At 43.3% G+C, this 26,609-nt stretch carries 22 protein-coding genes; 18 read left to right on the forward strand and 4 right to left on the reverse strand.

The genetic code is table 11. The features are described from left to right. The first annotated feature begins 30 nt into the window (after positions 1 to 30). The 6 genes from N7974_RS10440 (at position 31) to N7974_RS10465 (ending at position 6,394) form a co-directional block, all read left to right on the forward strand. Positions 31 to 240, forward strand: coding sequence for a heavy-metal-associated domain-containing protein (locus N7974_RS10440; RefSeq protein ID WP_262965553.1), 210 nt, complete (start codon positions 31 to 33; stop codon positions 238 to 240). Between the two features lie 37 nt (positions 241 to 277). Continuing rightward, entirely contained in the window at positions 278 to 2,521 is a 2,244-nt protein-coding gene (locus N7974_RS10445) for a heavy metal translocating P-type ATPase (protein ID WP_262965554.1), read from the forward strand. Positions 2,522 to 2,845: 324 nt separating this feature from the next. Further along, complete coding sequence (gene cysD / locus N7974_RS10450; RefSeq protein ID WP_262965555.1) at positions 2,846 to 3,754, forward strand: sulfate adenylyltransferase subunit CysD; 909 nt, start codon at positions 2,846 to 2,848, stop codon at positions 3,752 to 3,754. A 27-nt stretch (positions 3,755 to 3,781) separates the two neighbouring features. Further along, positions 3,782 to 4,210 carry an excalibur calcium-binding domain-containing protein gene (locus tag N7974_RS10455; RefSeq protein WP_262965556.1) on the forward strand — a complete coding sequence of 143 codons (429 nt, stop codon included), beginning with the start codon at positions 3,782 to 3,784 and terminating at the stop codon, positions 4,208 to 4,210. A 53-nt stretch (positions 4,211 to 4,263) separates the two neighbouring features. Beyond that, a complete protein-coding gene (gene cysN / locus N7974_RS10460; RefSeq protein WP_262965557.1) occupies positions 4,264 to 5,889 on the forward strand; it encodes a sulfate adenylyltransferase subunit CysN in 1,626 nt (541 codons plus the stop codon). Between the two features lie 208 nt (positions 5,890 to 6,097). Beyond that, a complete protein-coding gene (locus N7974_RS10465; protein WP_262965558.1) occupies positions 6,098 to 6,394 on the forward strand; it encodes a hypothetical protein in 297 nt (98 codons plus the stop codon). Between the two features lie 71 nt (positions 6,395 to 6,465). Here the strand turns inward: N7974_RS10465 and N7974_RS10470 are convergent, their stop codons facing one another. Beyond that, the gene (locus N7974_RS10470; protein WP_262965559.1) at positions 6,466 to 6,702 is read right to left on the reverse strand and encodes an RNA recognition motif domain-containing protein; all 237 of its coding nucleotides are present in this window, start codon (positions 6,700 to 6,702) and stop codon (positions 6,466 to 6,468) included. A 300-nt stretch (positions 6,703 to 7,002) separates the two neighbouring features. On the opposite strand from N7974_RS10470, the gene N7974_RS10475 reads away from it, so the two are divergent. Both N7974_RS10475 and N7974_RS10480 read left to right on the forward strand, forming a co-directional pair. Beyond that, the gene (locus tag N7974_RS10475; protein WP_262965560.1) at positions 7,003 to 9,072 is read left to right on the forward strand and encodes a carbon starvation CstA family protein; all 2,070 of its coding nucleotides are present in this window, start codon (positions 7,003 to 7,005) and stop codon (positions 9,070 to 9,072) included. After that, positions 9,072 to 9,269 (forward strand): YbdD/YjiX family protein, encoded by a 198-nt coding sequence (locus N7974_RS10480; protein ID WP_262965561.1) that lies wholly within the window; start codon positions 9,072 to 9,074, stop codon positions 9,267 to 9,269. The genes N7974_RS10475 and N7974_RS10480 overlap by 1 nt, the downstream gene beginning before the upstream one ends. Positions 9,270 to 9,417: 148 nt before the next feature. Here N7974_RS10480 and N7974_RS10485 read toward each other — a convergent pair whose 3' ends face one another. Then, positions 9,418 to 11,178, reverse strand: a complete 1,761-nt coding sequence (locus N7974_RS10485) for a multicopper oxidase domain-containing protein (RefSeq protein ID WP_262965562.1) — start codon at positions 11,176 to 11,178, stop codon at positions 9,418 to 9,420. A 487-nt stretch (positions 11,179 to 11,665) separates the two neighbouring features. Between N7974_RS10485 and N7974_RS10490 the strand changes: the two genes are divergently transcribed. Then, the gene (locus N7974_RS10490) at positions 11,666 to 14,455 is read left to right on the forward strand and encodes an Hsp70 family protein (protein WP_262965563.1); all 2,790 of its coding nucleotides are present in this window, start codon (positions 11,666 to 11,668) and stop codon (positions 14,453 to 14,455) included. 125 nt (positions 14,456 to 14,580) lie between these two features. Next, positions 14,581 to 15,951 carry a nucleotide 5'-monophosphate nucleosidase PpnN gene (ppnN, locus tag N7974_RS10495; RefSeq protein WP_262965564.1) on the forward strand — a complete coding sequence of 457 codons (1,371 nt, stop codon included), beginning with the start codon at positions 14,581 to 14,583 and terminating at the stop codon, positions 15,949 to 15,951. Here ppnN and N7974_RS10500 read toward each other — a convergent pair. Further along, positions 15,925 to 16,182, reverse strand: coding sequence for a hypothetical protein (locus N7974_RS10500; protein ID WP_262965565.1), 258 nt, complete (start codon positions 16,180 to 16,182; stop codon positions 15,925 to 15,927). The two genes, ppnN and N7974_RS10500, sit on opposite strands and share 27 nt — an antisense overlap. Positions 16,183 to 16,528: 346 nt before the next feature. On the opposite strand from N7974_RS10500, the gene N7974_RS10505 reads away from it, so the two are divergent. Together N7974_RS10505 and N7974_RS10510 are read left to right on the forward strand one after the other, a co-directional pair. Continuing rightward, positions 16,529 to 18,937 (forward strand): type IA DNA topoisomerase, encoded by a 2,409-nt coding sequence (locus N7974_RS10505; RefSeq protein ID WP_262965566.1) that lies wholly within the window; start codon positions 16,529 to 16,531, stop codon positions 18,935 to 18,937. Between the two features lie 69 nt (positions 18,938 to 19,006). Then, positions 19,007 to 19,444 (forward strand): single-stranded DNA-binding protein, encoded by a 438-nt coding sequence (locus tag N7974_RS10510; protein ID WP_262965567.1) that lies wholly within the window; start codon positions 19,007 to 19,009, stop codon positions 19,442 to 19,444. A gap of 239 nt (positions 19,445 to 19,683) precedes the next feature. Here N7974_RS10510 and N7974_RS10515 read toward each other — a convergent pair whose 3' ends face one another. Further along, positions 19,684 to 21,219, reverse strand: coding sequence for a hypothetical protein (locus tag N7974_RS10515; RefSeq protein ID WP_262965568.1), 1,536 nt, complete (start codon positions 21,217 to 21,219; stop codon positions 19,684 to 19,686). Between the two features lie 638 nt (positions 21,220 to 21,857). On the opposite strand from N7974_RS10515, the gene N7974_RS10520 reads away from it, so the two are divergent. From N7974_RS10520 to N7974_RS10545, 6 genes are all read left to right on the forward strand, one after another. Then, positions 21,858 to 22,448 carry a hypothetical protein gene (locus tag N7974_RS10520; RefSeq protein WP_262965569.1) on the forward strand — a complete coding sequence of 197 codons (591 nt, stop codon included), beginning with the start codon at positions 21,858 to 21,860 and terminating at the stop codon, positions 22,446 to 22,448. 346 nt (positions 22,449 to 22,794) lie between these two features. Next, complete coding sequence (sdhC, locus tag N7974_RS10525; protein ID WP_262965570.1) at positions 22,795 to 23,172, forward strand: succinate dehydrogenase, cytochrome b556 subunit; 378 nt, start codon at positions 22,795 to 22,797, stop codon at positions 23,170 to 23,172. 14 nt (positions 23,173 to 23,186) lie between these two features. After that, entirely contained in the window at positions 23,187 to 23,567 is a 381-nt protein-coding gene (gene sdhD / locus N7974_RS10530) for a succinate dehydrogenase, hydrophobic membrane anchor protein (protein ID WP_262965571.1), read from the forward strand. 3 nt (positions 23,568 to 23,570) lie between these two features. Beyond that, the gene (gene sdhA, locus N7974_RS10535; protein ID WP_262965572.1) at positions 23,571 to 25,355 is read left to right on the forward strand and encodes a succinate dehydrogenase flavoprotein subunit; all 1,785 of its coding nucleotides are present in this window, start codon (positions 23,571 to 23,573) and stop codon (positions 25,353 to 25,355) included. After that, positions 25,355 to 26,140, forward strand: a complete 786-nt coding sequence (locus tag N7974_RS10540) for a succinate dehydrogenase iron-sulfur subunit (RefSeq protein ID WP_262965573.1) — start codon at positions 25,355 to 25,357, stop codon at positions 26,138 to 26,140. Before sdhA ends, N7974_RS10540 begins: the two co-directional genes overlap by 1 nt. Continuing rightward, the gene (locus N7974_RS10545; RefSeq protein ID WP_262965574.1) at positions 26,140 to 26,373 is read left to right on the forward strand and encodes an FAD assembly factor SdhE; all 234 of its coding nucleotides are present in this window, start codon (positions 26,140 to 26,142) and stop codon (positions 26,371 to 26,373) included. The genes N7974_RS10540 and N7974_RS10545 overlap by 1 nt, the downstream gene beginning before the upstream one ends. Positions 26,374 to 26,609 lie beyond the last annotated feature (236 nt).

Genomic DNA, 26,609 nt, shown 5'->3' on the forward strand with positions numbered 1-26,609 from the left:
AATGTAAATTACTAACCCAAGGAAAAAGCAATGATTGAATCTACAGTTTTAACAGTGACCGGTATGAAATGTGGTGGTTGTGAAAGTAATGTAACCGGTAAGCTAAACGCCATTGATGGTGTTATTTCGGTTAAAGCAGTATTTAAGGATGAAACTGTTAGCGTCGAGTATGATACTGAAAAAACAACATTGGATACTATTAAAGACACCATTACTGGCGCGGGTTTCTTGGTAAAGTAGCTAATAAATTATCGAACTTTTAGCGTAGGTACATTTTATGAGTACAGAAAAAACCTCTGATGAGGTACGTTTATCTATTTTAGGAATGCGTTGTGCAGGTTGCGTAAGCGCTGTTGAAGGTGCTTTGGCTGCCGTTGATGGAGTTACTTCTGTCAGTGTTAATTTTGCCGATCATTCTGCGATGATTAAAGGCCATCCTGACACGGATGCTTTAAAGCAGGCGGTTCAAGAGGCTGGTTTTGATGCCGCAGTCATGGAGGGTATGGAAGATCCGGCCGAGCAGGAAGCGCAGGAATTACAGCGTTATCGCCAGCTAATGAAGAAAGCGGCGGTTGCCGGAGTTTATGGTGCCTTACTGATGCTGGCAGAGCATTTTAGCTGGCTGCCAGAAATAGGTTCTGCGACCGGGCAGTGGCTTTGGCCGGAAATTGCCCTGATCACTTTAAGTATACTGGTTTATTCAGGCTGGAATTTTTACAGTGGCGCGATCAAGTCCTTGCGTCTGGGTCAGGCCAACATGGATACCTTGATTGCCTTGGGTACCGGTTCGGCATGGCTTTACTCCTGCATAGTCATTGATTATTCAGCAACCTTGCCCACCTTGGCAAAACATGCTTATTTTGAAGCGGCTGTAGTGATTTTGGCTTTTATTAATTTGGGAACCGGTCTGGAAACACTGGCCAGAGGTAAAACATCCAGCGCGATTCGTCAATTAATCGGTTTGCAACCGCGTACCGCTCGTGTGGTTAGAGAGGGCGAAGAACTGGATATTCCTATTGAAGAAGTGGGTTTGGGCGAGACTTTGCGAGTCAGGCCCGGCGAAAAAATTGCCGTTGACGGTATTTTGCTGGAAGGACATTCAACAATGGATGAATCCATGTTAACCGGTGAGCCGATGCCGGTAGAAAAAACTGTTGGCTCAGAAGTAGTGGCCGGTACCATGAACCAGACCGGCAGCTTTCTGTTTCAGGCAACCCGTATCGGACGTGATACCGCTCTGGCACAAATTATTAAAAGCGTACGGCAAGCACAAAGCAGCAAACCTGAAATAGCCCGCTTGGCTGATAAAATTTCCAGCGTTTTTGTCCCTGCCGTCGTTGCTATTTCAGTGCTGACTTTTCTGGTCTGGTACACTTTTGGTCCCGATCCGTCATTGGGTTATGCTTTTGTAACGTCAATGACAGTGCTGGTTATCGCTTGTCCTTGTGCGCTGGGTTTGGCAACACCCATTTCAGTTATGGTTGCGGTGGGTCGTGCGGCACAGTCAGGTATTTTGATTCGTAAGGGTGATGCATTACAGGCAGCCGGCAAATTAACCTGCTTAATCCTGGATAAAACCGGTACGGTAACGGAAGGCAAACCTACTGTGTCAACGCTTGAAGCCTTCGATGATTATACCGAAGAGCTTGTCTTGCAATTAGCTGCAAGTATTGAGTCAGGTTCGGAACATCCTTTGGCGGCGGCTATTTTAAAAGCGGCAGAAAACCGGCAAATAAAACTTGAAAAAGTGCAGCAATTTGAAGCGGTTGCCGGTTTTGGAGTCACCGCCAACATTAATAAACAAGCTGTTGTTTTTGGCAACAAGGAATTGATGGATAGCAAGGGTATTAATTTTACCCCTTACAACAATAGTCTGGAAAAGCTGTCAACCTTGGGTCAAACGCCGATGCTACTTGCAGTAGATGGCAAAATAGCCGGTATTATTGCGGTCTCTGATCCCATTAAAAAGGATTCGTCACAAGCGGTACAGCGTCTTAAAAATCAAGGCCTGCGTATCATCATGGTGACCGGGGATAATCCACTAACGGCAAATGCTATTGCCCGCCAAGCCGGTATTACTGAAGTCAGGGCGCAAGTATTGCCGCAGGATAAAGCGGCTGTGGTGAGAGAGTTGCAACAACAGGGTGAAATCGTCGGTATGGTTGGCGATGGTATTAATGATGCACCTGCCTTGGCACAAGCTGATGTAGGTCTGGCTATTGGTACCGGTACTGATGTCGCTATTGAAAGCGCCGATGTCGTCATTTTACAAGGCTCCTTGTTAAAAGTACCTGAAGTAATCGAGCTATCCAAAGCGACCGTCATTAATATTAAACAAAACCTGATTGGGGCTTTTTTCTATAATACTATCAGTATCCCCGTTGCCGCAGGTTTGTTGTATCCCGTATTTGGTATTTTGTTAAACCCCATGATTGCTGGTGCAGCCATGGCCATGTCTTCTTTGACGGTAGTGACTAACGCCAATCGCTTACGCTGGAAAAAATTTGATGTCGATAAATAATATATCAAGAGCTTTCCCAATTCTTTGACTCGTAGAGGCTAACCTGTGTGTTTACCTGATTTAATTGATTTTTTCATTTTTGGTAGATATACCGGCCTGTCTTTACGCTTTTGTTATTGAATGTTAATGCTTTGACCGTACAAAAATGAGGCATGGGTGACTAATACTCGATTAAGCTTCACATATTGCCTTACTGTAGGTAAGAAAACTGATAATTTATGAGAGGATAACTGGCATTAACAGCCCGTTCAAATTAAAATAGACGGTTTTTTATTGAAAGTAATCAATAATCATATCAAGACAATCACCTCCGACGGACTTTTAATGACTGATCATAAACTAACACACCTTAAAGAGCTGGAAGCTGAAAGCATTCATATTATTCGTGAAGTCGCAGCTGAATTTGAACATCCTGTCATGTTGTATTCCGTTGGCAAGGATTCTGCCGTCATGTTACATCTAACCATGAAGGCATTTTTCCCCGGTAAGCCACCATTTCCGATGATGCACATCGACACGACCTGGAAGTTTAAGGAAATGATCGAATTTCGTGATCAACTGATTAAAAAGCTGGGGCTGGATTTAATCATTTATACCAATCAGGATGGTGTTGATCAGGGCATTGGGCCTTTTACCCACGGTAGCAAAAAACATACGGATGTCATGAAAACCGATGGCCTTAAGCAAGCACTGGATAAATACCAGTTTGACGCGGCTTTTGGTGGTGCGCGTCGCGATGAAGAAAAGTCACGCGCCAAAGAACGTGTGTATTCATTCCGTGATAAAAATCATCGCTGGGATCCAAAAAACCAGCGCCCCGAATTATGGAATATTTATAACGGAAAAATAGATAAAGGCGAAAGTATCCGGGTATTTCCGCTGTCCAACTGGACGGAATTGGATATCTGGCAATACATTCATTTGGAAAACATCCCTATCGTACCGCTCTATTTTGCTAAGGAACGCCCGGTTGTTGAGCGCGATGGCATGTTGATCATGGTCGATGATGAGCGCATGCCTATCGGTCCTGATGAAAAAATTGAAATGAAAAAAGTGCGTTTTCGTACCTTGGGCTGTTATCCGTTAACAGGTGCCGTTGAATCAAATGCCACGACACTGCCGGAAATTATTCAGGAAATGCTGTTAGCGACCACTTCTGAACGCCAGGGACGACTGATTGACCATGATCAATCCGGTTCCATGGAACAGAAAAAGCGTGAAGGGTATTTTTAATCTATTCCAGTCATACTCTGGTTATCAATGATGATTAAAATGTTTGTTCTGGCTTTTGCCGTGCTTTATTGCGTCAATGGCCAGGGTGGTATTTACAAATGCACCGATGTGAAGGGGCATGTCATCTATACGGATAAAGCTTGCCGTACCAATACCGGTCGTCAGGCTATTGAAGTGATACCAAAACAGGACGCGCCACCATCTTCATTTTTTTCTGCGCCCACTGAAAAAATAAAGGGGATTATCAAGAGTTTTTCCAGCGAGCGCACAACAAGCTCTGAATTACCGGCCAAGGCCTCATCTACTGTACAGCAAACCTATCATTGTGATGGTAGAACTTACTGTTCACAAATGACTTCTTGTGAAGAAGCGACATTTTTTATAAATAACTGTTCTAATACTCAAATGGATGGTAACAACGATGGTGTTCCGTGCGAAAGCCAGTGGTGTCAATAGAGCTTTGTTTTTTGTGTTTTTAACCTTTTACCTTTAAACCTTGAACCTAAATTATGTCCCACCAATCCGAATTAATTAATACCGATATTGACGCTTATTTAGCGCAACATGAAAACAAAGAGTTGCTGCGTTTTTTAACCTGCGGTAACGTCGATGACGGCAAAAGCACCCTGATAGGTCGTTTGCTGCACGATTCCAAAATGATCTACGAAGATCAATTGGCTGCGGTGCAGGCAGACAGCGTCAAGTCAGGCACCACCGGTGCCGGCAAGATCGATCTTGCCTTGCTGGTTGATGGTCTGCAAGCCGAACGTGAACAAGGTATTACCATTGATGTGGCCTATCGCTATTTTTCCACATCCACCCGTAAATTTATTATTGCCGATACGCCGGGGCATGAGCAATATACGCGTAACATGGCTACCGGAGCTTCAAATTGTGATTTGGCCATTATTCTCATTGATGCCCGTTACGGAGTGCAAACCCAGACTAAACGACACAGCTTTATTACTTCGTTATTAGGTATTAAGCATATTATCGTCGCGGTCAATAAAATGGATCTGATTGATTACAGTGAAGCCACTTATAATAAAATAAAACAGGATTATTTGCGCTTCACCGATAGACTGGATTTACATGATATCTATTTTATCCCCATGTCTGCATTGGACGGTGATAATGTCGTCAACCGTAGCGAGAATATGCCCTGGTTTACTGACGAACCGTTAATGGAAAAACTTAACAGCGTTGAAATTGCCAATGACCATAATTTTAGCGACACCCGTTTTCCGGTTCAGTATGTCAACCGGCCTAATCTGGATTTTCGTGGTTTTTGCGGCACAGTAGCTTCCGGTATTTTCAGAAAAGGCGATCAAATTACTGCCTGGCCTTCCGGTAAAAGCAGTAAAATCAAAGCGATTGTCACTTATGATGGTGATCTTGAAGAAGCTTATCCACCGATGGCAGTAACCTTGACATTGGAAGACGAGATTGATATCAGTCGCGGTGATGTTCTGATCAGCACCGAAAAACAGTCGCCAATCATTGCTGATAAATTTAATGCCACTATTGTCTGGATGACTGAAAAAGCATTAACGCCGGGTCGCCAATACACACTAAAACTGGCAACACGCAGCGTGTCCGGTTCCGTTGCCATGATTCATCATCGCATTGATGTTAATACGCTGGAACACCATGATGCCATTGAGTTGCAATTAAATGAAATAGGCTCCTGTACGGTGACAGTCAATGCACCCGTTGTTTTTGATGCTTACAAAATCAATAAAGGCACCGGTGCGTTTATTATTATTGACCGCTTGACTAACGGTACTGTTGGTGCGGGGATGATTACGGGTGCTGTCACTGATGAAAATCAGCAACCTGTTAGTACAGAAGAGCGTGCCGCACGTTATAGCCAGAAAGCTGTTGCTATTGCCTTAACCGGTTTAGTCAGTCAAGAAGTGGCTTATAAGCTGGAAAGAAAGCTGTTTGATAACGGTCATGCCACCACTATTTTGGAAACCCAAAATGCAGCGCTTATACCGATCATTAAAAATTCCGGCTTGATTGGTTTGTGCATCAATTACAGTGCTGATTTGGTTGATATAACCTTTGATACTGACAAACAATCTATCGATGATATTTACAGTGCCTTAAAAGAGCAAAAGGTTGTTTTTTAAATTGTAAAAAATCAGTTTTTCGCTCATTTTTTGAAAAATACAGGTGATGCTTATCTTGATAGCGGATTGGTTAATAGCCAATCCGCTATTCGGTTTTACTAAAAGCATTTGCGAAACAAACTAAAATACTTGATACTTGAGGTCAGCTGGTCTTGCCAAAAAGTAGACTAACGAGACCAATTTTACAACTATTAGCAGGTGACTATAGATGAAGAAAATGATCGTTTTAGGATTGACAGTGGCTGTTGTTGCATTAAACTCCGTTAGTACTTTTGCTACCGACAGCAAATATCCGGCATCGGATTTTGAACCCAGTGTTATTTATATTGATAAAGATACGATAGCTATTGATCCTGTTAAAAATGAAGTCGACCCAAAATACCCGGCCTCAGACTTCACTCCCAGCATTGTCTTTGTTGACAATCAACTAGCTGATCAAGCACAGGATAAATTTGATCCCAAGTATCCCGCCGCTTACTTTAAACCAAAAGTTATTTATCCCTGATTTATATGGATTGTCGCTTCGACAGATTAACCTGACGCTGTAGTAATCTTGTCGAGATTTAAGGGAGCTCTCTACTCGGCTTTTTTAACACGAATCTTGTTACCGGCTATATTCTTGCCGTTGAGGGTATTTATCGCTATCTTGGCTTCACCCAACTTGGGCATTTCGATAAAACCAAAACCTTTTGAACTGCCGGTTTCTTTATCTATGACCAGGTTACAGGACTGCACTGTACCGTGAGCTTCAAACAATGCCTGAAGCTCTGCTTCTGTAGTCGTGCGGGCAAGATTGCGTATCAGTAGTTTCATGGAATTTCCGTGTTATTATAAAATAGATCAATTATACCGCTTCTTGACAAACCATTCCTTATAACAATGCTATCAACTTTGAAACACCAAAGGTGATGCTTTTTTTAGCTTCTAAAAATAGCCGGACTGTTATTTGGCAAGCAATGTTGATAGAAAAATAAAAGACGGCAGTTAACGCTATAAACTCCCCAGACTTCGTGCTTGTTTGAGGTACTCTAATTGCTTAAACCTTAAGTCATATCAGTAAGCGTCGCATCAACAATAGCTTAATCTTGCATAGAACATAATAAAAATCGAATAATGAATAAGTTACTAAAAAATGCTATCTGGGTTCTCATCGCCATTCTTGGTGCATCGGCTATTGGAGGCATTGCCCTTAACCGCGGTGAAAACATCAACGCACTTTGGTTTATAGCAGCAGCACTTTGTGTTTATGCCATTGCCTATCGGTTTTACGCGACATGGATTGCCACTACCGTTTTGATGGTTGATGAAAGTCGCGCAACACCGGCAGAGCGCCTGGATAACGGTCGCGATTTTATACCGACCAATAAATGGATAGTGTTTGGTCATCATTTTGCTGCGATTGCAGGACCCGGTCCTTTGGTGGGACCGACATTAGCCGCGCAGTTTGGCTATTTGCCGGGTACGCTGTGGATATTGTTTGGTGCTGTGTTGGGCGGTTGTGTTCAGGATATGGTGACGTTATTTTTATCGACCCGACGCAATGCCAAAAGCCTTGGGCAGATGGCGCGTGATGAGTTGGGGCCACTGGGTGGAACGGCTGCATTAATAGGCACATTTGCCATTATGATTATTTTGATTGCCGTACTGGGATTGGTAGTGGTTAACGCCATGAAACACAGCCCGTGGGCGACCTTTACCGTATCAGCAACCATTCCTATCGCCATGATTGTGGGCGTTTATATGCGCTATATTCGCCCGGGGCAAATACTGGAAGGCTCGCTAATAGGCGTTGTTTTATTATTGTTGTCGGTAGCCGGTGGTCGTGTCATTGATGAAAACGAGATCTTGCGCAAGGCGTTTGATCACGAAGGTCTTACGCTGGCTTGGTGGGTTATGGCTTATGGCTTTGCAGCCGCTATTTTACCGGTTTGGTTATTGTTGGCACCGCGTGATTACTTGTCGACTTACATGAAAATAGGCACTATCACCTTGTTGGCGGTAGCCATTATCATGTTACAACCGGATGTAAAAATGCCGGCAATAACCCAGTTTATCGATGGCACCGGGCCTATTTTTGGCGGCAAATTATTTCCGTTTGTATTTATCACCATTGCTTGCGGAGCCATTTCCGGTTTTCACGCGCTGATTGCATCAGGTACCACGCCAAAATTACTCAGTAATGAACGGGACATTCGTATGATCGGTTATGGCGGTATGTTACTGGAATCGTTTGTTGCCATCATGGCAATGATTGCTGCTACCGTATTGGACCCGGGTATATTTTTTGCCATCAACAGCTCTGCCGGCGTAGTCGGTGCGGATGCTGCTGAGGCCGTTGCCAAAATATCTTCCTGGGGTTACCCGGTTACCGTCGAACAAATGCAAAATCTGGCGCGTCAAATGGGTGAAGCGACGCTATTTGCACGTACCGGTGGCGCACCTTCACTGGCGGTGGGCATGGCAAGTATTTTCGGCAGTGCTTTTGGTGAAGGTTTATTGGCGCTTTGGTATCACTTTGCCATCATGTTTGAGGCTATTTTTATCCTTACTACGCTGGATGCCGGAACACGCGTTGGGCGTTTTATGTTGCAGGATATGCTCGGTAATGTTTGGCCAAAAATGGGCGAAACATCCTGGACACCTTCCGTTGTTCTGACCAGTGCTCTGGTGGTATCCAGTTGGGGCTATTTTCTTTATATCGGCGTGATAGATCCGAACGGTGGCGTCAACATCCTGTGGCCGCTGTTCGGTATTGCCAATCAAATGCTGGCGGCTATTGCGCTATGCGTAGCGACGGGTATTTTAGTCAAATCCGATAAATTAAAACAGGCTTGGATAACGGGTTTACCGTTAGTTGGACTAATAGTGATTACCACCACGGCAGCATGGCAAAAAATTGCCAGCGACGATATCCGCATAGGTTTCTTTTCTGCTGCCAACGATTTAACAGACAAGCTGGCGACCGGTCTTTTACCGCCGGCAAAAGCCGCCATTGCCCCACAATTGATATTTAATCTGCATCTGGATGCCTGGCTTACGGTGTTTTTTATCAGTATATTGTGGTTGATTGTTTTTGATATGCTGCGTGTTTGCATCCGTTACTTGTCAGGAAAATCCGTATTACCCCTGACGGAATCAGCGCATAGCACCAGCCGTCTGGTTGAAGATTGGGTAAGAGATTAATGATAGCCAAGCTCAAAGCGTTCTGGCGTATTGTGCGCCGTCTTTCAGGTGATGATGCTTACGAGCAATATTTAAAGCATTATGCGCACTATCATCAAACCGATGCCGGACATGAATGCCATCCGCCATTGAGCAAGGCCGATTTTTTCAGGCAGTGGCAAGATGAAAAATGGAATGGCATTAAGCGCTGTTGTTAGGAAAGAAGCTGGGGGGAAATGTTGCAATATCGTATTGTTAAGACGAATATCTTACAATATATTGAGTTGACTTAAGGTTTTAGTATTAAAAGCAGCATTCCCACGACGGAAGAGTATGGGAATGCTTTATAGTTTTCAATAGCCGGCTTTATTTTTTTACCAGCTTATTACGAGCAATTTCAATCAGATTACGGGCAAAATTAGTTAGTGGACGACGTTTGACTACGACGGTATAGCCTAATAATCCCATCACCAAGCCATAAAACAATTTGCCGAAGGCTGATGAACCTTGTTGTTGAGCGGCTATGGCTAAGTCTGATGCTTTTATGGCAACAGTTTGTACGGCTACTTTAGAAGGGGTAACTTCTGCATCGGTATCAGGTAAGCCCAAGCTGCGAAAAGCATCATAATCTTGCCATATAGGATATTTTCCTTTCCATAATGACTTGGAAAAATACGGTTCCAGGCTCATGCCATGTGCGGTGGGAATACCTCTTTCATCAACAAAACCTTTATAAACGACCAAGCTGATATCGCCGCCTTCGCCATGTCCGTCAGTAGTAAACGCTTTTTCAACGTGGTCATGAAACATCCAGATACCTTGTCCAAAGCTGTTCAAGCCATCGTCGACGCCGCTCAATTCAAGATCCAGTCGTTGTGCCGGAACCATACCATGTACATCGCGTTGGATATAAGAACCCGGGCCGTTGTCGACGCCATCATAATGGGTAATGGTCGGTTTGTGGCCATGGATATGCATCGCCAATGCTTCGGTATGACCATTTAAAACCCGTAATTTTACTTTTTGATTTTCTTCCATGTGAATCAATGATTCCCTTAAGGTATAAGGGAAAGAACGGCCATTAAGCATGAAATAATCATCGTTGGCATCGGTGATGTCGTATTCGGTGTTCATATGCTTGGCAATCAGGCGTGGATCATTGGCTGACCTTGCCACAACCTCATGCAATTCTTTATCCGCCGATTCATAATGCAAGTCATATTCACGGGCATATTTTTCAAGCACGGCTACCGACGGATGACGAACTTGACCGGCACCGACATTAAGCGTTTGCGGCCAATTGTTCGGGCGATTTTCCTCAACGACAAAAATGCCCTGCAAGCCCATAGGGATATGGGTGTGTGGTTGCACATGGCAATGGTAATACATCGTGCCGGGTTGGCGAGGCTTAATCACATAGGTCTTACTTTGTCCCGGCATGGTATCCATATTACTGGTTTGTGCCACACCATCATTACCGGTGCCGCTCATGTCCATAAAGGGATGGTCTATGCCATGCAAGTGTATGGAATGTGGCAAGTAATGCGTATTTTCCAAGACTATCCAAACCACATCATCCTGTTCGACACGGATAACCGGCGATGGTACGCGCAACAAAGGGTTGGCTTCCAGCTCATAAAGGCTTTTAGTCGACATGTCCCGGGTTTTTGGCGCATAAACCCAAAAAGTCGGTTGTATACCGGGTGCAATATCAAAGGTTGTCGTTGGGCCTTTCATGTCAGGTGAATGGCCGTTGAGTTCGACTACTTCAAGTTTGATAATGATTTTATCAGGGTCACCATCACCGTCCATATCGTCTGACATGGTAATGGCATCAGCGGCCAGTTGTGTCGACATCAATGTTTCCATTGAAACGCCATTGGTGCCTTTAACAAAGGCGGCAATGTCCGCCGGATTATCGGGATTACAGAGTCTCGATTCTTGTATGGTTACGCCATCAATAACCTGTTCTTTGCGCCATTCCGGATCTGTAAACGCAGAACAGACTTCTTCCACCGGGCCTAAATCAACTTTTGCTGAAGGTGGCAAATCAGTGGCAGCCTGACTCAAAGTATGCACAAAGAGCAGTGCAGCACCACCGGTAAAGGTAATAAGTTTTTTACGCATACAAGAACCCCTGAAAAACACTCGATTAAAAAATGAAACGTCGCCCCTAAGGCGGTATATTTATTATTATCCTTACTATTTTAACTGAATAGTTGGATTAAGTCTTATTTGACTGCTGAATAAATTAAAGCAGGTAATAATGTGCTTACTTTCTTGCGAATCGGTTTAAGAAGCCAATACGGTTTATATAGTTGATCAATAGAATATAAAATGGCCATCGGTAGATGGATGACAAAACCGGCGGCTTTAAGTTATAGCACCCTGAATTAATAAAGCAGGCAGTAGCTTATGTTGCAAGCGCTTTAGCTTACAAGGGCGGGCACGGCATAATATCTTTTAATCAACAAAGGCATCACTATAATCTATGCAGATATCTCCGATGTAATGAATAAATTTACACTTATGTTCTAAAAAAACTTTACACTAAATAAGAGAGGCAGCACGGATAAGTTGCCGAATTAATTAATCACTCAACATAACACTTATTTTGAAAAATCAAACACCATCTTATTTAGTCGGTATCGATTTGGGCACAACCCATACCGTTGTTGCTTTTGCCAACGCTGAAAAAACCCAGCAGGAAATACAACTGTTACAAATTGAACAGCTGATTGCGCCAGGACAAGTGGCGGCCAGGCCATTATTGCCATCGGTACGTTATCATCCGGCACCGGGTGAGCTATCGGCTGCTGATATTGCCTTTCCAAGTTATCGGTCAGAGTTATTGTTTTCTGATGAAGCCCCGGTTATTGGTGAAGCTGCACGGTTATTGGGTGCCAAATCCAAAGGTCGATTTGTTACCAGCGCTAAAAGTTGGCTATCACATCCTTCCGTCGATCATAGTGCTGAAATTCTACCATGGGGCAGTAGCGACGAGATTAGCAAGGTTTCACCAATTGATGCCAGCGCCAGTTATTTGGCACATATTCGTACGGTTTGGGGACATAAGTTTCCTGATGCGCCCTTGGAACAACAGGATATTGTTATTACCGTTCCCGCTTCTTTTGATGAAGCGGCTCGTTCGCTGACGTTGGAGGCGGCAAGCATTGCCGGACTGACAAAGGTGCGGTTGCTGGAAGAGCCTCAAGCGGTTTGTTATGACTGGTTACGGCGTAATGCGGAAAATATTAAACACGCGCTGGCTAATGTGCATTTATTGCTGGTGTGTGATGTCGGTGGCGGTACGACCGATTTAACCTTGATTAAAGTAGAGCAGGGCATAGATGAGCCAAAACTCACCCGTATCGGTGTCGGTGATCATTTAATGTTGGGTGGCGACAATATTGATTTGGCATTGGCGCATTTGGCTGAAAGTCGTCTGGTTGATTTAGCCGGTGGTGCAAAACGATTGTCTGCGGCTGATTTATCGCAACTGATTGAACAATGCCGACTGGCCAAAGAGCATCTGCTGGCTGAGGATGCACCAGAGCATGTGACGGTTACCTTGCTGGGTGGCGGATCCAAACTGATTGGCAGTTCCCGCTCTGTGCTACTGACTCGCGAAGAAGTGCGAAGTCTTGCTCTGGATGGCTTTTTCCCGTTATCAACGCTCGATGAATTACCTGACAGAAAACGTAGTGGCGTTGTTGAATTTGGACTTCCTTATGCTGCGGAACCTGCAGTCAGCAAACATATCGCGGCATTTTTAAAGTTGCATGCTGCCGCTTCCAGTGAAGCCTTAAAAGGCGAAGGTAGAGTACCTGATGCACTGTTACTTAACGGCGGCGTGTTTCGTAGTCAACCCATTACGCAGCGACTGGTAAACTTGCTTAATTCATGGAGCACCAAGCCGCCGGTTTTGCTGGAAAATAAACATCCCGAGCTTTCCGTGGCTTTTGGTGCGGTCAGTTATGCTATTGCCAGGCGTGACAAGAAATTAAAAATTGGTGGTGGGGCTGCGCGTAGTTATTTTCTGTTGGTCGATACCGAGCAGTCAACCGAGCAACAAGGGATCTGCATTTTGCCCAGAGGCAGTGAAGAAGGCGATGAAGTTATCTTAAAAAATCGGCATTTTGCCTTGCGATTGGGTACGCCGGTACGTTTTCATTTAGCCTCGATGAGCGGTGACAGCGAATTTAAACCCGGTGATGTCACCGAAATAACCGAACATTTTCATTCCCTGCCACCCCTTGCCGTGGCTTTTGAAGGCGATGAGAGCAAGCCGAATGCTGAGGCGATTGTACAGTTGGCGGTTACTCAAACAGAAGTGGGAACCCTTAAAATTCAATGTATTTCTGTCGAAAACAGCGAGCAACGCTGGAATGTTGAGTTTCAAATCAGAAAAAAAGGTGGCGCAGGAGTGTCGATGGCTGCGGAATTACCACCCCAATTTAATGGTGCCGTAGAAAAAATACACAGTGTTTTTGGCTCAAAATCCAGGCAGATAGATCCTAAAGCGGTCAAAAACTTACGTGCGGATTTGGAAAAGCAGTTGGGAGCTGCGCGAGCAGAGTGGGAAACTCCCTTGCTAAGAGCCATGTTTGCTACCCTGCTGGAAGGAACCAAATATCATCGCCGTACCGAGAATCACGAAAGGGTATGGCTAAGTCTGGCCGGATTTTGTTTGCGCCCCGGTTTTGGTTATCCGCTGGATGACTGGCGTGTAGAACAACTCTGGAAAAATTATTCTCAAGGCATACAGTTTGTCAACGAAACTCAAAACTGGACAGAATGGTGGACGCTCTGGCGACGAATTGCCGGTGGTTTATCCGTCATTGCGCAGGAACAAATTTTTGCTGATATTGCCAAGTTTATTAATCCTGCTGCAGCAAGACAGCCCGGGGTTGCCAAGCAAATCAAAAATCGCGGTTATGATGAAATGGTACGCCTTGCTGCCGTGTTGGAACGATTGCCGGTTGACAAGAAAATACAGTTAGGCGAATGGTTGTTAAAACGCCTGCAAAAATCCAGCGAACCAACCCAGAGCTGGTGGGCTGTAGGACGTATCGGTGCAAGGTTGCCGTTTCATGGCAGTAGCCATAATGTTATTCCTGCTGATATAGTTTGTGGCTGGTTAACGCAGATTTTGTCTGAGGATTGGAAGAAAATACCCCATGCCGGATTTGCTGCTACCCTTATTGCGCGGATGAGTGGAGACCGCACGCGAGATATTGATGATGCGATACGCCTGCAAATTATAGCAAAACTTAAATTCAGTAAAGCGCCCTTATCCTGGATAGAGATGGTTGAGCAAGTTAAAGAATTGGATGAAAGGGAAGAAAAGCAGATTTTTGGTGAAGCACTGCCGCCCGGATTAAAACTAATCAATAACGAGTAAAATACGCGAGGATAATAAGGAAATTGATCCCGTCGGGATGTTTGCTTATTTGTATACTGACTTAATCACACAGAAGTAATCAGTAGTTAGTTGACAAAATATAATTCCTCTTTTAAAGGAGCACCATGAAATACCCTGTAGTTGATGCACAAATTACCCCTGACGGTCGTCTGGATGTTTTATCCAAGGCTGAAGTTAACAAGCTGTTCGATAGCAGTCAGGGTGATTTATATAAAACATTCCGCAACTGTTCGCTGGCAGTATTAAATTGTGGCAGTGCTATGGATGATGGCAAGCAACTACTTGAGCGTTATCCTGCTTTTGATATTCGTGTGGTTCAGCAACAGCGGGGGATAAAGCTGGAGGTTACAGGCGCTCCTGCTCATGCTTTTGTTGACGGTAAAATGATTAAAGGCATTAATGAGCATCTGTTTGCAGTATTACGCGACATTATTTACGTCAGCGACGAGATTAGTGATAATCCAAAGTTTGACATGGATTCGTCAGACGGTATCAGTAATGCGGTGTTTCATATTTTGCGCAATGCCAATATTCTGCGTCCGATGATTAATCCAAAACTCGTGGTCTGCTGGGGTGGACATTCCATTAGCCGTAAGGAATATGAATATACCAAGCAAGTGGGCCATGAAATGGGCCTGCGTGGTTTAAATATTTGTACCGGTTGTGGGCCGGGTGCCATGAAAGGACCAATGAAGGGCGCGACTATCGGACATTCCAAGCAGCGCGTTAAAGATGGCCAGTATTTAGGCATAACTGAACCCGGCATTATTGCCGCTGAATCCCCCAATCCGATTGTCAATGATCTGGTTATTTTGCCGGATATTGAAAAACGATTGGAAGCTTTTGTTCGTACCGGACATGGTATCGTGGTATTTCCTGGTGGTGCCGGTACGGCCGAAGAAATTCTTTATTTATTGGGCATACTGTTACATCCTGACAATAAAGATATGCCGTTTCCGTTGATTTTTACAGGGCCAGACAGTTCCGAGGCTTACTTTAAGGAGATTGATCAGTTTATTGCCGGTACCTTGGGTAAAGAGGCGCAGCAGCGATACCAGATTATTATTGATGATCCTGAGTTGGTTGCTTGTGAAATGCTGGCAGGAATCAAGCAGGTGCGGGCTTTTCGTAAAGAAAAAGGTGATGCCTATTATTTCAACTGGCTACTCAAAATTGACCGGGTATTTCAGCAGCCTTTTATCCCCACACATGGAAACATGAGCAGTCTGGCTTTACACAAAAATCAGGAGAATCATTTGCTCGCGGCTAATCTGCGTCGTGCTTTTTCCGGTATTGTGGCAGGTAATGTAAAAGATGATGGTATTCGCGCCATTGAACAATACGGCCATTTTGAAATTCATGGCGACGCCAATATCATGAAATTGATGGATTCTTTATTGGCCTCTTTTGTTGAACAACATCGCATGAAGTTGCCAGGAAAAAAATATTTACCCTGCTATCGTATTATTACCTAAGCTTGGTTGCATTAGCTGTATTAACAGCACGTAGCAAAAAGTTTCGGGCGATTTTGCACGATTAATGATCATGCCTACGCTCATGCCCATTTCTATGGTTTTGGTGTCTATTGTCATATTGATAGCTTCTTTGGGAATGGCGGTTTTGGTATCTATTGTTATACTGATAATTTCTTTGTGGGGGATAGTTTTGGTAGCCATTGCCATACTGATAGATTCTCTGAGGGCCATTACTATACCCCTGACTCCAACCAGAACCTTGGAAGGGCTGATGATGTGAGCAGGCCGCTAATAGCAGAAATAAAACAGCAAGACTTAATGTCGTAATAATTTTCTTCATTTTTATATTCCCTTAAATTATAAATGCCGGTTTAAGATTACCTGATAGACCTGAATGCCAAGTGAATTAACAGTTGTTACGCAATAGTTCGTCATAAGCCCTTTTGCCGCACAGTATTAAGCGGTAACTGGAGCTTTTGAACCCGATCAATAAAACTTGTTGTGATAACGACACTAAAGTTGATTTCATAATGATCTGCGTAACATCAGTACATTAATAAAATATTACCTCCTGATAATGAAAGTTATACTTACCGAAAAACCCTCAGTTGCCCGCGATATCGCTAAATGTTTACATATCAATAATAAACATGATGGTTATTTTGAGGGTAATGGTTATCAAATTACCTGGGCATTTGGTCATCTGGTTGAATTAAAAGAACCTGATGAATACTATCCCGAATGGAAACGCTGGTCGCTTGATTCTTTGCCCATTATTCCTGAAGAATTTGGCCTGAAAGCACGCAGTGATGTGTCGGCACAAAAACAATTAAATACTATCAAGCACCTGTTTAAATCAGCGGATGAAATTATCTGTGCTACCGATGCCGGGCGGGAAGGTGAGCTGATTTTTAGATATATTTTGGCCTGGACAGGATGTCTGCAAAAACCGTTTACACGCTTGTGGATTAGCTCATTAACTGATGAAGCCATACGCAAAGGTTTTGCCCAATTACAGGATGGTAGTCTCTATCAGGGGCTTTATCGCGCTGCTAAATGTCGTAGTGAATCAGATTGGATAGTGGGTTTAAATGCAACGAGGCTTTATACCCTTAAGTTTGGTCAGCAGGGCTTGTTATGGACGATAGGTCGTGTACAAACACCGGTGCTGGCGCTTATTGTCCAAAAAGATTTGGATATCGCCAAATTTATCCCCAAGGATTTTTGGGAGTTACATACCCTTTATCGAGCTGCTGATTTTCAATATGTTGGCGGGCGATTTGATAAAAAGCCCGATGCCGAGGCCTTATTAAGCCGGATTGACGGTCATGATTTTAAGATTACTTCGGTTAAAGGTAAGCGTGAGTTGGTTCATCCGCCGTTATTGTATGATCTGACGGATTTACAAAAAGATATGAATATTCGTTATGGTTTTACTGCGGATCAAACCTTAACGTGTGCCCAGCAGTTATACGAGAAAAAACATATCACTTATCCGCGTACGGATAGTCGTTGTTTAACCAATGATATGAAGTCAGGTATTAAGTCTTTGTTGGAAAAATTACGCTTGCGTTTTGAGCCACAGATAGCTGCGCTGGATCTTGATAAATTGTCCTTAAGTAACCGTTATTTTAATGATGCCAAAGTCAGTGATCACCATGCCATCATTGCTACGACTACCTTACCTGGTTCTTTAGCCAATGATGAGGCTAAAGTCTATGAAGCCATTGTGTTGCGTTTTATTGCCGCTTTTTATCCGGCTTGTGTCAAACAAATTACCACTGTGCTGGGCTGTGTTGACACCAAACCAATGCTGGCGGCCTCTTTGGCTAATACTTCCGAGTTGCCCTCAAGCGCAACTAAAAAAGCGGCTATCAATTTTAAAACCACAGGTACCATTATCGAATCACCCGGTTGGCAGGCATTGTTTAAAAATGTATCGCCTGGCGAAAATTCTCCAAAGGCTCAAGGTAATGAAACAAAAATTTTGCCCAACTTTGTTCAAGGTGAAATTGGGCCACATCAACCTACTATTAATCAGGGTAAAACTACCGCGCCAAAAGCTTATAACGAAGCCAGTTTATTAGGCATGATGGAGTCAGCCGGAAAAACCTGTGATGATGAAGAGCTTAAAGAAGCATTAAAAGAAAAGGGTTTGGGTACACCGGCAACCCGAGCGTCGATTATTGAAGTATTAATCAAACGCAACTATATTCAGCGCCAAAAAAAGTTATTACTCAGCACTGAATCAGGACGTCATCTTATTTCAATTATCGCGGATGATCGCTTAAAGTCGGCGGCAATGACCGGCGAATGGGAAGCCAAGCTTAAAAAAATAGAACACAACGCTTATGATCCTGATCTGTTTATGGCAGAAATTATTCAATTTACCCAGCAATTAAAAGATGAATCGACCAAGCCGCTTTATGATGACAGCAGGCTGGGCGACTGCCCACTCTGCCAGCAGCCCATTATTGAAGGCAGGCAAGGTTATGGCTGTAGCCAATGGAAAGCCGGTTGTAAATTTGTATTATGGAAGCAGGCTTATAGCTTGACCATTACCCGGGACATGGCTTGTCAATTATTACAAAATGGCCGAACCTTGAATGCTTATGCGATTAAAGTTAATGATGACGTGTTTAATGCCCAATTAACCCTTAATCCCTCGGGCGAGATTGGTTATAACAAATTGCAAAATCAGCCGGTGCAAAATATAACCGATGCGCTTGCCGATTGTCCGTTGTGCAACGGCAAAATTATTGAAACCAGTAAAGCCTATAGTTGTAGCGAATGGCGCAATGGCTGTAAGGCAGTTATTTGGAAAACTATTGCCAATAAAAACATAACCCCGACCATCGCTAAAAAGCTGTTAAGTAAAGGTGAAACCGGTGTTTTAAAAGGTTTTAAATCGACTAAAGGCACCGAGTTTGAAGTCAATTTGAAGTTTGTTGATGGTAAAGTTGAAATGGATTTTGCCGGACGCTAATTTTTCCTTTGGATAGAAGTCGAAATCAACCGATAATAGCCACATTGTTACACAACCATGAGATAAAAAATGAGCAACGTTTTTAGTTTTACCGGCACTATCGGCCGTGATGCCGAAGTAAGATACGCGCAGTCCGGGCTGGCCGTATTAAATTTTACCGTCGCCAATAATATCGGCTTTGGTGATAAACAACAAACTCTATGGATACGGGTCGCATTGTTTGGTAAACGCGCTGAAGGATCTCTAAAAGATTATTTAAAAAAAGGTCAGCAAGTGTTTGTATCGGGGGAATTAACCCAAAGCGAATACAAAGCTAACGATGGCACGACTAAAACCAGTCTGGAACTTAACGCCAATATTATTGATTTAATCGGCAAGAAAAATGAGTCAGGCAGTCAGCCACAACAAAACTATCAATCTTCTGGAGCACGGGAACAGGCACCTGCAAAACAAGCATCGGGTAATGAGAACTTTGATACACCTTATGATGACGATATACCGTTTTAACGGACACCTTGATATAGTTATGTAAAGAATATAAATAAGCCTCTGTTATAAGAGGCTTTTTTATAAATGATTTAACTGATGTTACGCAGACAATTGTATTACATTGATTGCTTGCGCTGGTTAATTTCCATGAAATTTTACCCCGCTCAATCAAACAAATTTTGGCAAGGAAGAACTGCATTTTGACCCTGAATAAAGAATAACTTTTGTTCGAGATACAATCGCACCGGTAAAAGTAGTTAATTATTTAGCATTGCCGTTTTAAAGCGGGCAGAAGCCCCCAAGAGTCCAACCACGAAGAAAGCGGTACCGACAAGTGTAAAACGTAGATTTGGCTCCTCTATGGTTATATCGTCGGTAGCATAAAGCATAATAATGACGGCACCGGATCCCCATCCAAGAAAACGCAATGCAGCGGCCATAATTAGCGTACCTGTAGTTTCCGATTCACTCACTGGCGTATCCATTCGGTAGGCGACAAAGCCGCACATAAGTGCAGGCAAAATCCCCCAACGCATATGTTGAATGAAGCTTTCCAGAAAATTGAAATCCAGCCTGCGGTAGAAAGTTAACTCGAGAATGAGCGCTGATACCGTGGTGCTAACAATGAACCCCATTATCATCACTGCCATATAAAAACCATAGTATCGATCGGACTGCTCCCGTTGATGTCTGATTGCAATTGTCCGTAAAATAAAGACGAGTGCTATTGGCAGGACATACATCGGAATGACATACGCGACCCAGCGAAGTGTTGTGTAATTAAAATGCGCTAGCGGTTTATCTGGAAACAGGAAAGCATTATGTAGGGAGACCGATATTTCTCGACCTAACATAACCCCTATAGCCGTAGCCGCAGTAAAAAGCAGGACATATTTATAGGTGTGTTTCAAAGGAGCTGCGTGGACGTTGCCGCCAAGTTGCTTAACAGTTGTCCATATATCATCCTCGCTTGCGCTCTTGAACACGACTAGAGAGGCGAGTAAGCGGCAGAGTAGGCCGGTGAGGTGGTCGAGTTCTTTGAGCAAATTGACTGTCTTGGTATAGTGTGGTTGTGCTTCTTTCCAGACCGCAACTTTTTCCGACATTGCATTGTAAGAGATACAGATTTCCCCCCATTTTAGTGATGGTTCGTTAAAAAAACGACGAAAGGACGATTCGTTTGCGTAGTTCTGTATCTGGTCAAATAAAAGGCAATTATGAGCCCATTTATATTCGACGGTTGCGCTGGATTTTTCGAAATCACCAAAGTCAATACTCGACACCAGCAGGCGATTGGCAATTTTTGCTTTTAAGTTATCGTCGACTGCTGATAATCTTGATGTGACTAAAGCATTATAAACTTCTACTGCTTTGGTTGGAATTGCGAAAGCATCATGGATACTGTCTCTCAAAATAAGTAAAGGATTAAAGCGGCTTTCCCAATCGCTAAAAAAAAGAAATAGCCCGGCGACAATCAACGGTATGATCGTGTTGCCATCCAAGCCATTCAGAAGATTTACCAATTCCCGAGAGCGCAGGTTCTTCACAATGAGAGTTACCAACGGTTCCAAGGGTAGCCACCGCCAGGTAAGTAAGCAGTAAAGAGCTACCATAAACGTACAGTACGATACGATCCCTAGCCAGTAGGTGCTTCTGCGGCTAAAGTATTGGGGCAGCGTAGGTTCCTCGCCCAACTGAATTCGGCGTTTTTGAAAAGAGCGATAAGCAAGAAATACTGCGGCTGCGGCTCCAAGAAACTGCACCGCGTAGTTAATCAAGAATTCAGCAGTCATTGTGGAACGGCTCCTAGGTATTTTTACAAGATTTTGAGTTTAGAGGGTGGGATGTCACGATCAGCTTGCTTATCAGCAAATACGGTTGTTTTTATGCCGGTTTTGCAAGGCATGAATTAACGTGAGGTGGCCGAGGCATTATAAATTAAGGGGAAGATGCGTGCAGCGCCGAGTATGACTCCAAAAGCTCACTCGCCAACGTCCAAAACGTTCCGAACACATCTTCATAACTAATTATAGCAGGGTGAGTTTAAACAAACGATAAAAATGTTTAATGGGCTTTACAAGCGATCGCTATTTTAATTTGTGGACTTGTCGCTGTACTAATTTAAATTCTCAATCAATGTCTTTGTTTTGCCGATTTATGCGAGCAAGATAAAAAGATAAAAAATTAATAACAGGAATGATATCGCTGAAACCGGGTGATTTTTAATCAAACCGAAACGGTCTGAAGTATTCTTTGTGTAAAAATAGCCGCAATATAAACATAAAGGATTTATCTGTTGGGTTTGAAAAGTTGGAAAGTGAGTCGTGGACGAGTAAGATATCTGTTTTTTGCAGATTAACCATGTTAGTTTGTTTTGTAGACACAGACGAAATATAAAAGTCATCAAATTTGACCTGATGGTGTTTATTTCTTGGCGTTTGATAAATGTAAGTTATATTCAAAGCAACGTTTGTTTTTCAATACAGCTGGTGGTATTGGTTTAGCATTCTCTGATTTTTTTAATCATCATTTACAGGTAAAGATAATAATGTGTAACAAATTTTTAAAACCGGGTTTTTTAGTGTTGGCACTATTATCGGTTTCCGTTAATGCTGAAATTTTGGATAAAGAGGCCATTCCCTCTCCAATAAAAGATCAGTTTTATAAAAGACATCCGAATGCCATGGATATTTCTGCTGAAAAGAAAACCCATTTTAAGCAAGCCTTATACGAGATTAGTTTTAAAGAAGATAAGGACAAGGAAACAATTATTGAACTATATAGAAGTAACGGCCATTTTTTTGTTAACGGCGATAACGTGACAACTTCCAACATGATGCCCTCTGTTGGTTATGATAATTTGAAAGCTGCTTTCGGTACTTACACCATTAAAAACGCAACATTAGTGGTAAATCCTAATGGTATTGGCGAGGAGTATGATTTAACGGTTAACGCAGCGGGTAATAACTGGAGTGTTATTGTTGATCATAATGGCAATATAACTCAAAAAGAGCGTGATTAAATCGTAAAATTGCTCTCGGATACAAGTTTAATTGCTTCTTTTTAGGTAATAAAAGAATCATATCCTGATATGTTTTGTTACCGGGAGAAGCAAGTATCGACAGTCTTTACAAGATAGAATTAAATGTTACAAAAATTATTATTGTAAAATTTTTCCAAGAGACAGTGATAGAAGGGCCTTATTAATGTGTTAAAACGGGACAATCAATGCGCGATAATGCTTCTACCTATTAGTTTAGTGAAGAAATAGGGTTAGAGTAAAAGAACCTTAAACAATTTGCTATGGCGATTGGGAAAGGAATTGCCGTTGCATTGATTTTTTATGAAAATAACAACTGGATAATACAATGGCAATAAATAGTAACAGACCTATTTCACCACATTTACAAGTCTACAAACTTCCTTTAACCGGTATTATCTCAATTCTTCACCGCATTACCGGCGTATGTCTATCAGTCGGCTTAATCTTTTTTGTCTATATTATCTATGCCCTGGCGGCCGGTTCAAATACTTACGCCGCAATGCAGGTTTTTATGAAGCTATGGCCAATGCAAGTGCTGTATTGGGGGTTTATTTACGCATTTTTTTTCCATTTATGTCACGGTGTGCGCCATTTAATTTGGGATGCGGGTAACAGTTTTAATAGTGATACACTCAATCGCTATGCAATGATTGAACTGGGTACTTCCTTGGTTCTCACCCTGATCACCTTGCTATTTGTCTGAGTTAAGGAATATTTATGGATTATAGATCGCCTTTAGCCAAAGTTCGCGGATTAGGTTCGGCAAAATCGGGTACTTCTCATTGGTGGATGCAACGTGTTACCGCCGTAGCATTGATTCCCTTATCTTTTTGGTTAATTATTTTTCTTGATTTAAGTGTACACGCGCCTTATCAGGAAATGATAGCGTGGCTGGCATCACCATTGAATACGCTGGGTATGGTCGCTTGGATACTTGCTGTTTTTTATCACTCAGCCTTGGGTTTGCAGGTAGTTATTGAAGATTATATTGCTGCTGAAGGAATTAAAATTATTGCCGTCTGGACGGTGAACTTAAGTTTTCTGTTGTTGGCACTAGCGGCGTTGATTGCAGTGTTTCGAATATTATTGATAGGGTAACTTATGTCGTCAGATTATAAAATTATTGAACATGAATATGATGTCATTGTAGTGGGCGCTGGCGGGGCAGGTCTTCGGGCCACTTTTGGCATGGCAGAAAAAGGCTTGAAAACAGCTTGTCTGACTAAAGTATTTCCAACTCGCAGTCATACCGTTGCAGCGCAAGGTGGCATCAGTGCTGCATTGGGCAATATGGGTGAAGATGACTGGCGTTTTCATATGTACGATACTGTTAAAGGCTCTGACTGGTTAGGCGATCAGGATGCCATTGAATATATGTGCCGTGAGGCCATGGCCGCAGTTATTGAGCTGGAACATTACGGCGTGCCTTTTTCCAGAACAGAGGACGGCAAAATTTATCAACGTGCCTTTGGCGGGATGACGACGCATTATGGTAAAGGCACGGCACAACGTACCTGTGCGGCAGCGGATAAAACCGGTCATGCGATTTTACATACCTTGTACCAACAAGCGCTAAAACATAATGCAGAATTTTTTGTTGAATACATTGTGCTCGACTTGATTATGGAAAATGATGAGTGCCGTGGCGTATTGGCATGGTGTCTTGATGATGGCTCACTGCATTTGTTTAAAGCACATGTTACCGTTTTGGCAACCGGTGGTTACGGGCGTAGCTATTTCTCTTGTACATCCGCTCATACTGTAACGGGTGATGGTAATGCGATGGTATTGCGCGCAGGATTGCCATTACAGGATATGGAATTTATTCAGTTTCATCCGACCGGCATTTATGGTGCTGGTTGTTTAATTACTGAAGCGGTAAGAGGCGAGGGCGGTTATCTGACCAATTCGGAAGGTGAACGCTTTATGGAACGCTATGCACCGCATGCTAAAGATTTAGCTTCACGCGATGTTGTTAGTCGCGCCATGACTATTGAGATTCAGGAAGGGCGTGGTGTAGGCAAGCTCAAAGATCACATTTACTTGCACATTGAGCATCTTGATCCGGCTATTATTCATGAACGTCTACCCGGTATCGCTGAAACCTCGAAAGTTTTTGCCGGCGTTGATGTGACTAAAGAGCCTATTCCGGTTTTACCGACTGTGCATTACAACATGGGCGGTATTCCCACTAATTATAAAGCCGAAGTGGTAACGCTCGACGGCGATAATCCCGATAAAGTCGTGACCGGTTTGATGGCCATCGGTGAGGCCGCGTGTGTTTCTGTTCACGGTGCCAATCGGCTGGGTTCAAACTCGTTATTGGATTTGGTGGTTTTTGGCAGGTCAGCGGCCATTCGTTGTGCAGAATTGATTAAATCGGGCACGGCACAAAAACCATTGGCCAAGACTGCCTGTGATAAAGCATTGGCGCGTTTTGATAAAATCCGTAATGCCAATGGCAGTCGCACGACATCAGATATTCGTTTGGATATGCAGAAAATCATGCAAACCAAAGCGGCAGTATTCAGAACGCAATCGACACTGGATGAAGGTATTACCGCCATGGCAGAAATCAAACAATCGTTTGAAGAGGTCGGTGTTAAAGATAAATCCTTGATTTGGAATACTGATCTGGTTGAAACCCTGGAGTTGGATAATCTGCTCAGTCAAGCCAGTGTCGCGATTAATGCTGCCGGTAATCGACATGAAAGTCGTGGTGGACATGCACGCGAAGATTACCCGAGTCGTGATGATGTCAATTGGATGAAGCATACCTTGACATGGATGGTCGATGATAATATTAAAATCGATTATCGCCCCGTGCATTTATATACCTTAACCGACGAAGTTGACGTTATTCCACCCAAAGAGAGGGTTTACTAATGGCTGAGTTCACCTTGCCTAAAAATTCGGTATTGACCGAAGGCAAAAGTTTTAAAGCGCCGACGGGTACCAAAAATACCCGCCGTTTTGAAGTCTACCGCTGGGATCCCGATACTAACGAAAATCCGCGCATTGATAGCTATGAGCTGGATATGGACACTTGCGGGCCGATGGTACTGGATGCCATTTTAAAAATTAAAAATGAAATCGACAGCACCTTAACGTTTAGACGTTCTTGCCGTGAAGGGGTCTGTGGTTCCTGCGCCATGACGGTTAATGGTAAAAATACCTTGGCGTGTATTAAAGCCATTGATTCTTATCCTGATACTATCAAGATATTCCCGCTTCCGCACTTGTCGGTTGTTAAAGATTTAGTGCCGGATATGACGCATTTTTACGCGCAATACGCGTCTATCAAACCGTGGATAGAAACACAAACCCCGGCGCCCGCTGATACTGAACGTCTACAAAGCAAAGAAGACCGCGAAAAGCTGGACGGGTTATATGAATGCGTTATGTGCGCCTGTTGCTCTACTAGTTGCCCAAGTTACTGGTGGAACGGTGACCGCTATTTAGGCCCTGCGGTATTATTACAAGCTTATCGCTGGTTGGTGGATAGCCGTGATGAAAATACCGGTGAACGCCTTGATGAATTGGAAGACCCGTTTAAGCTATATCGTTGTCACACAATTATGAATTGTACTGATACCTGTCCCAAAGGCTTAAATCCCGCCAAAGCCATCGCTGAAACCAAAAAATTGTTAGTCCAGAGAAAGCTGGGGTAATGCAGCAACTCGCCAAACTGCGTTGGCAATGTCGACGCGGCACCAAAGAGCTGGATTTTCTGTTGCTGCGTTATCTTGATTCAGGGTATATGTTGGCTGACGACGAAGAGAAAGCTCTGTTTGTTGAGTTGCTGGCGCTGGAAGATGATCACTTAATTTCAACTTTGCTGGGTGATTTAGATGTGATGATAGCGGCTATGAAGATTTTGGTTGAGAAGATCAGGGCGCAATAAGCAATATTACTTTGGTAGTGGGGTGGTTTGCGAGTTTATGAGATGATTGGGTTATAGTGGTTGAAATCTGGTGTTTTCCAGGATTTTTAACTGGTTCAGTTTATTGATTCACAAAGACAAATACTCTTCTTTACACATAATCACAGCTTTCATCCACTACCTTCTCTCTGTATTTAGCTACGTTTTACACAGGTTACGCAAGATAGGTACAAAGTCCGTTCCTATCTTGCTGAAAT

Source organism: Methylobacter psychrophilus, assembly GCF_025583945.1.
GTDB lineage: Bacteria > Pseudomonadota > Gammaproteobacteria > Methylococcales > Methylomonadaceae > Methylobacter_C > Methylobacter_C psychrophilus.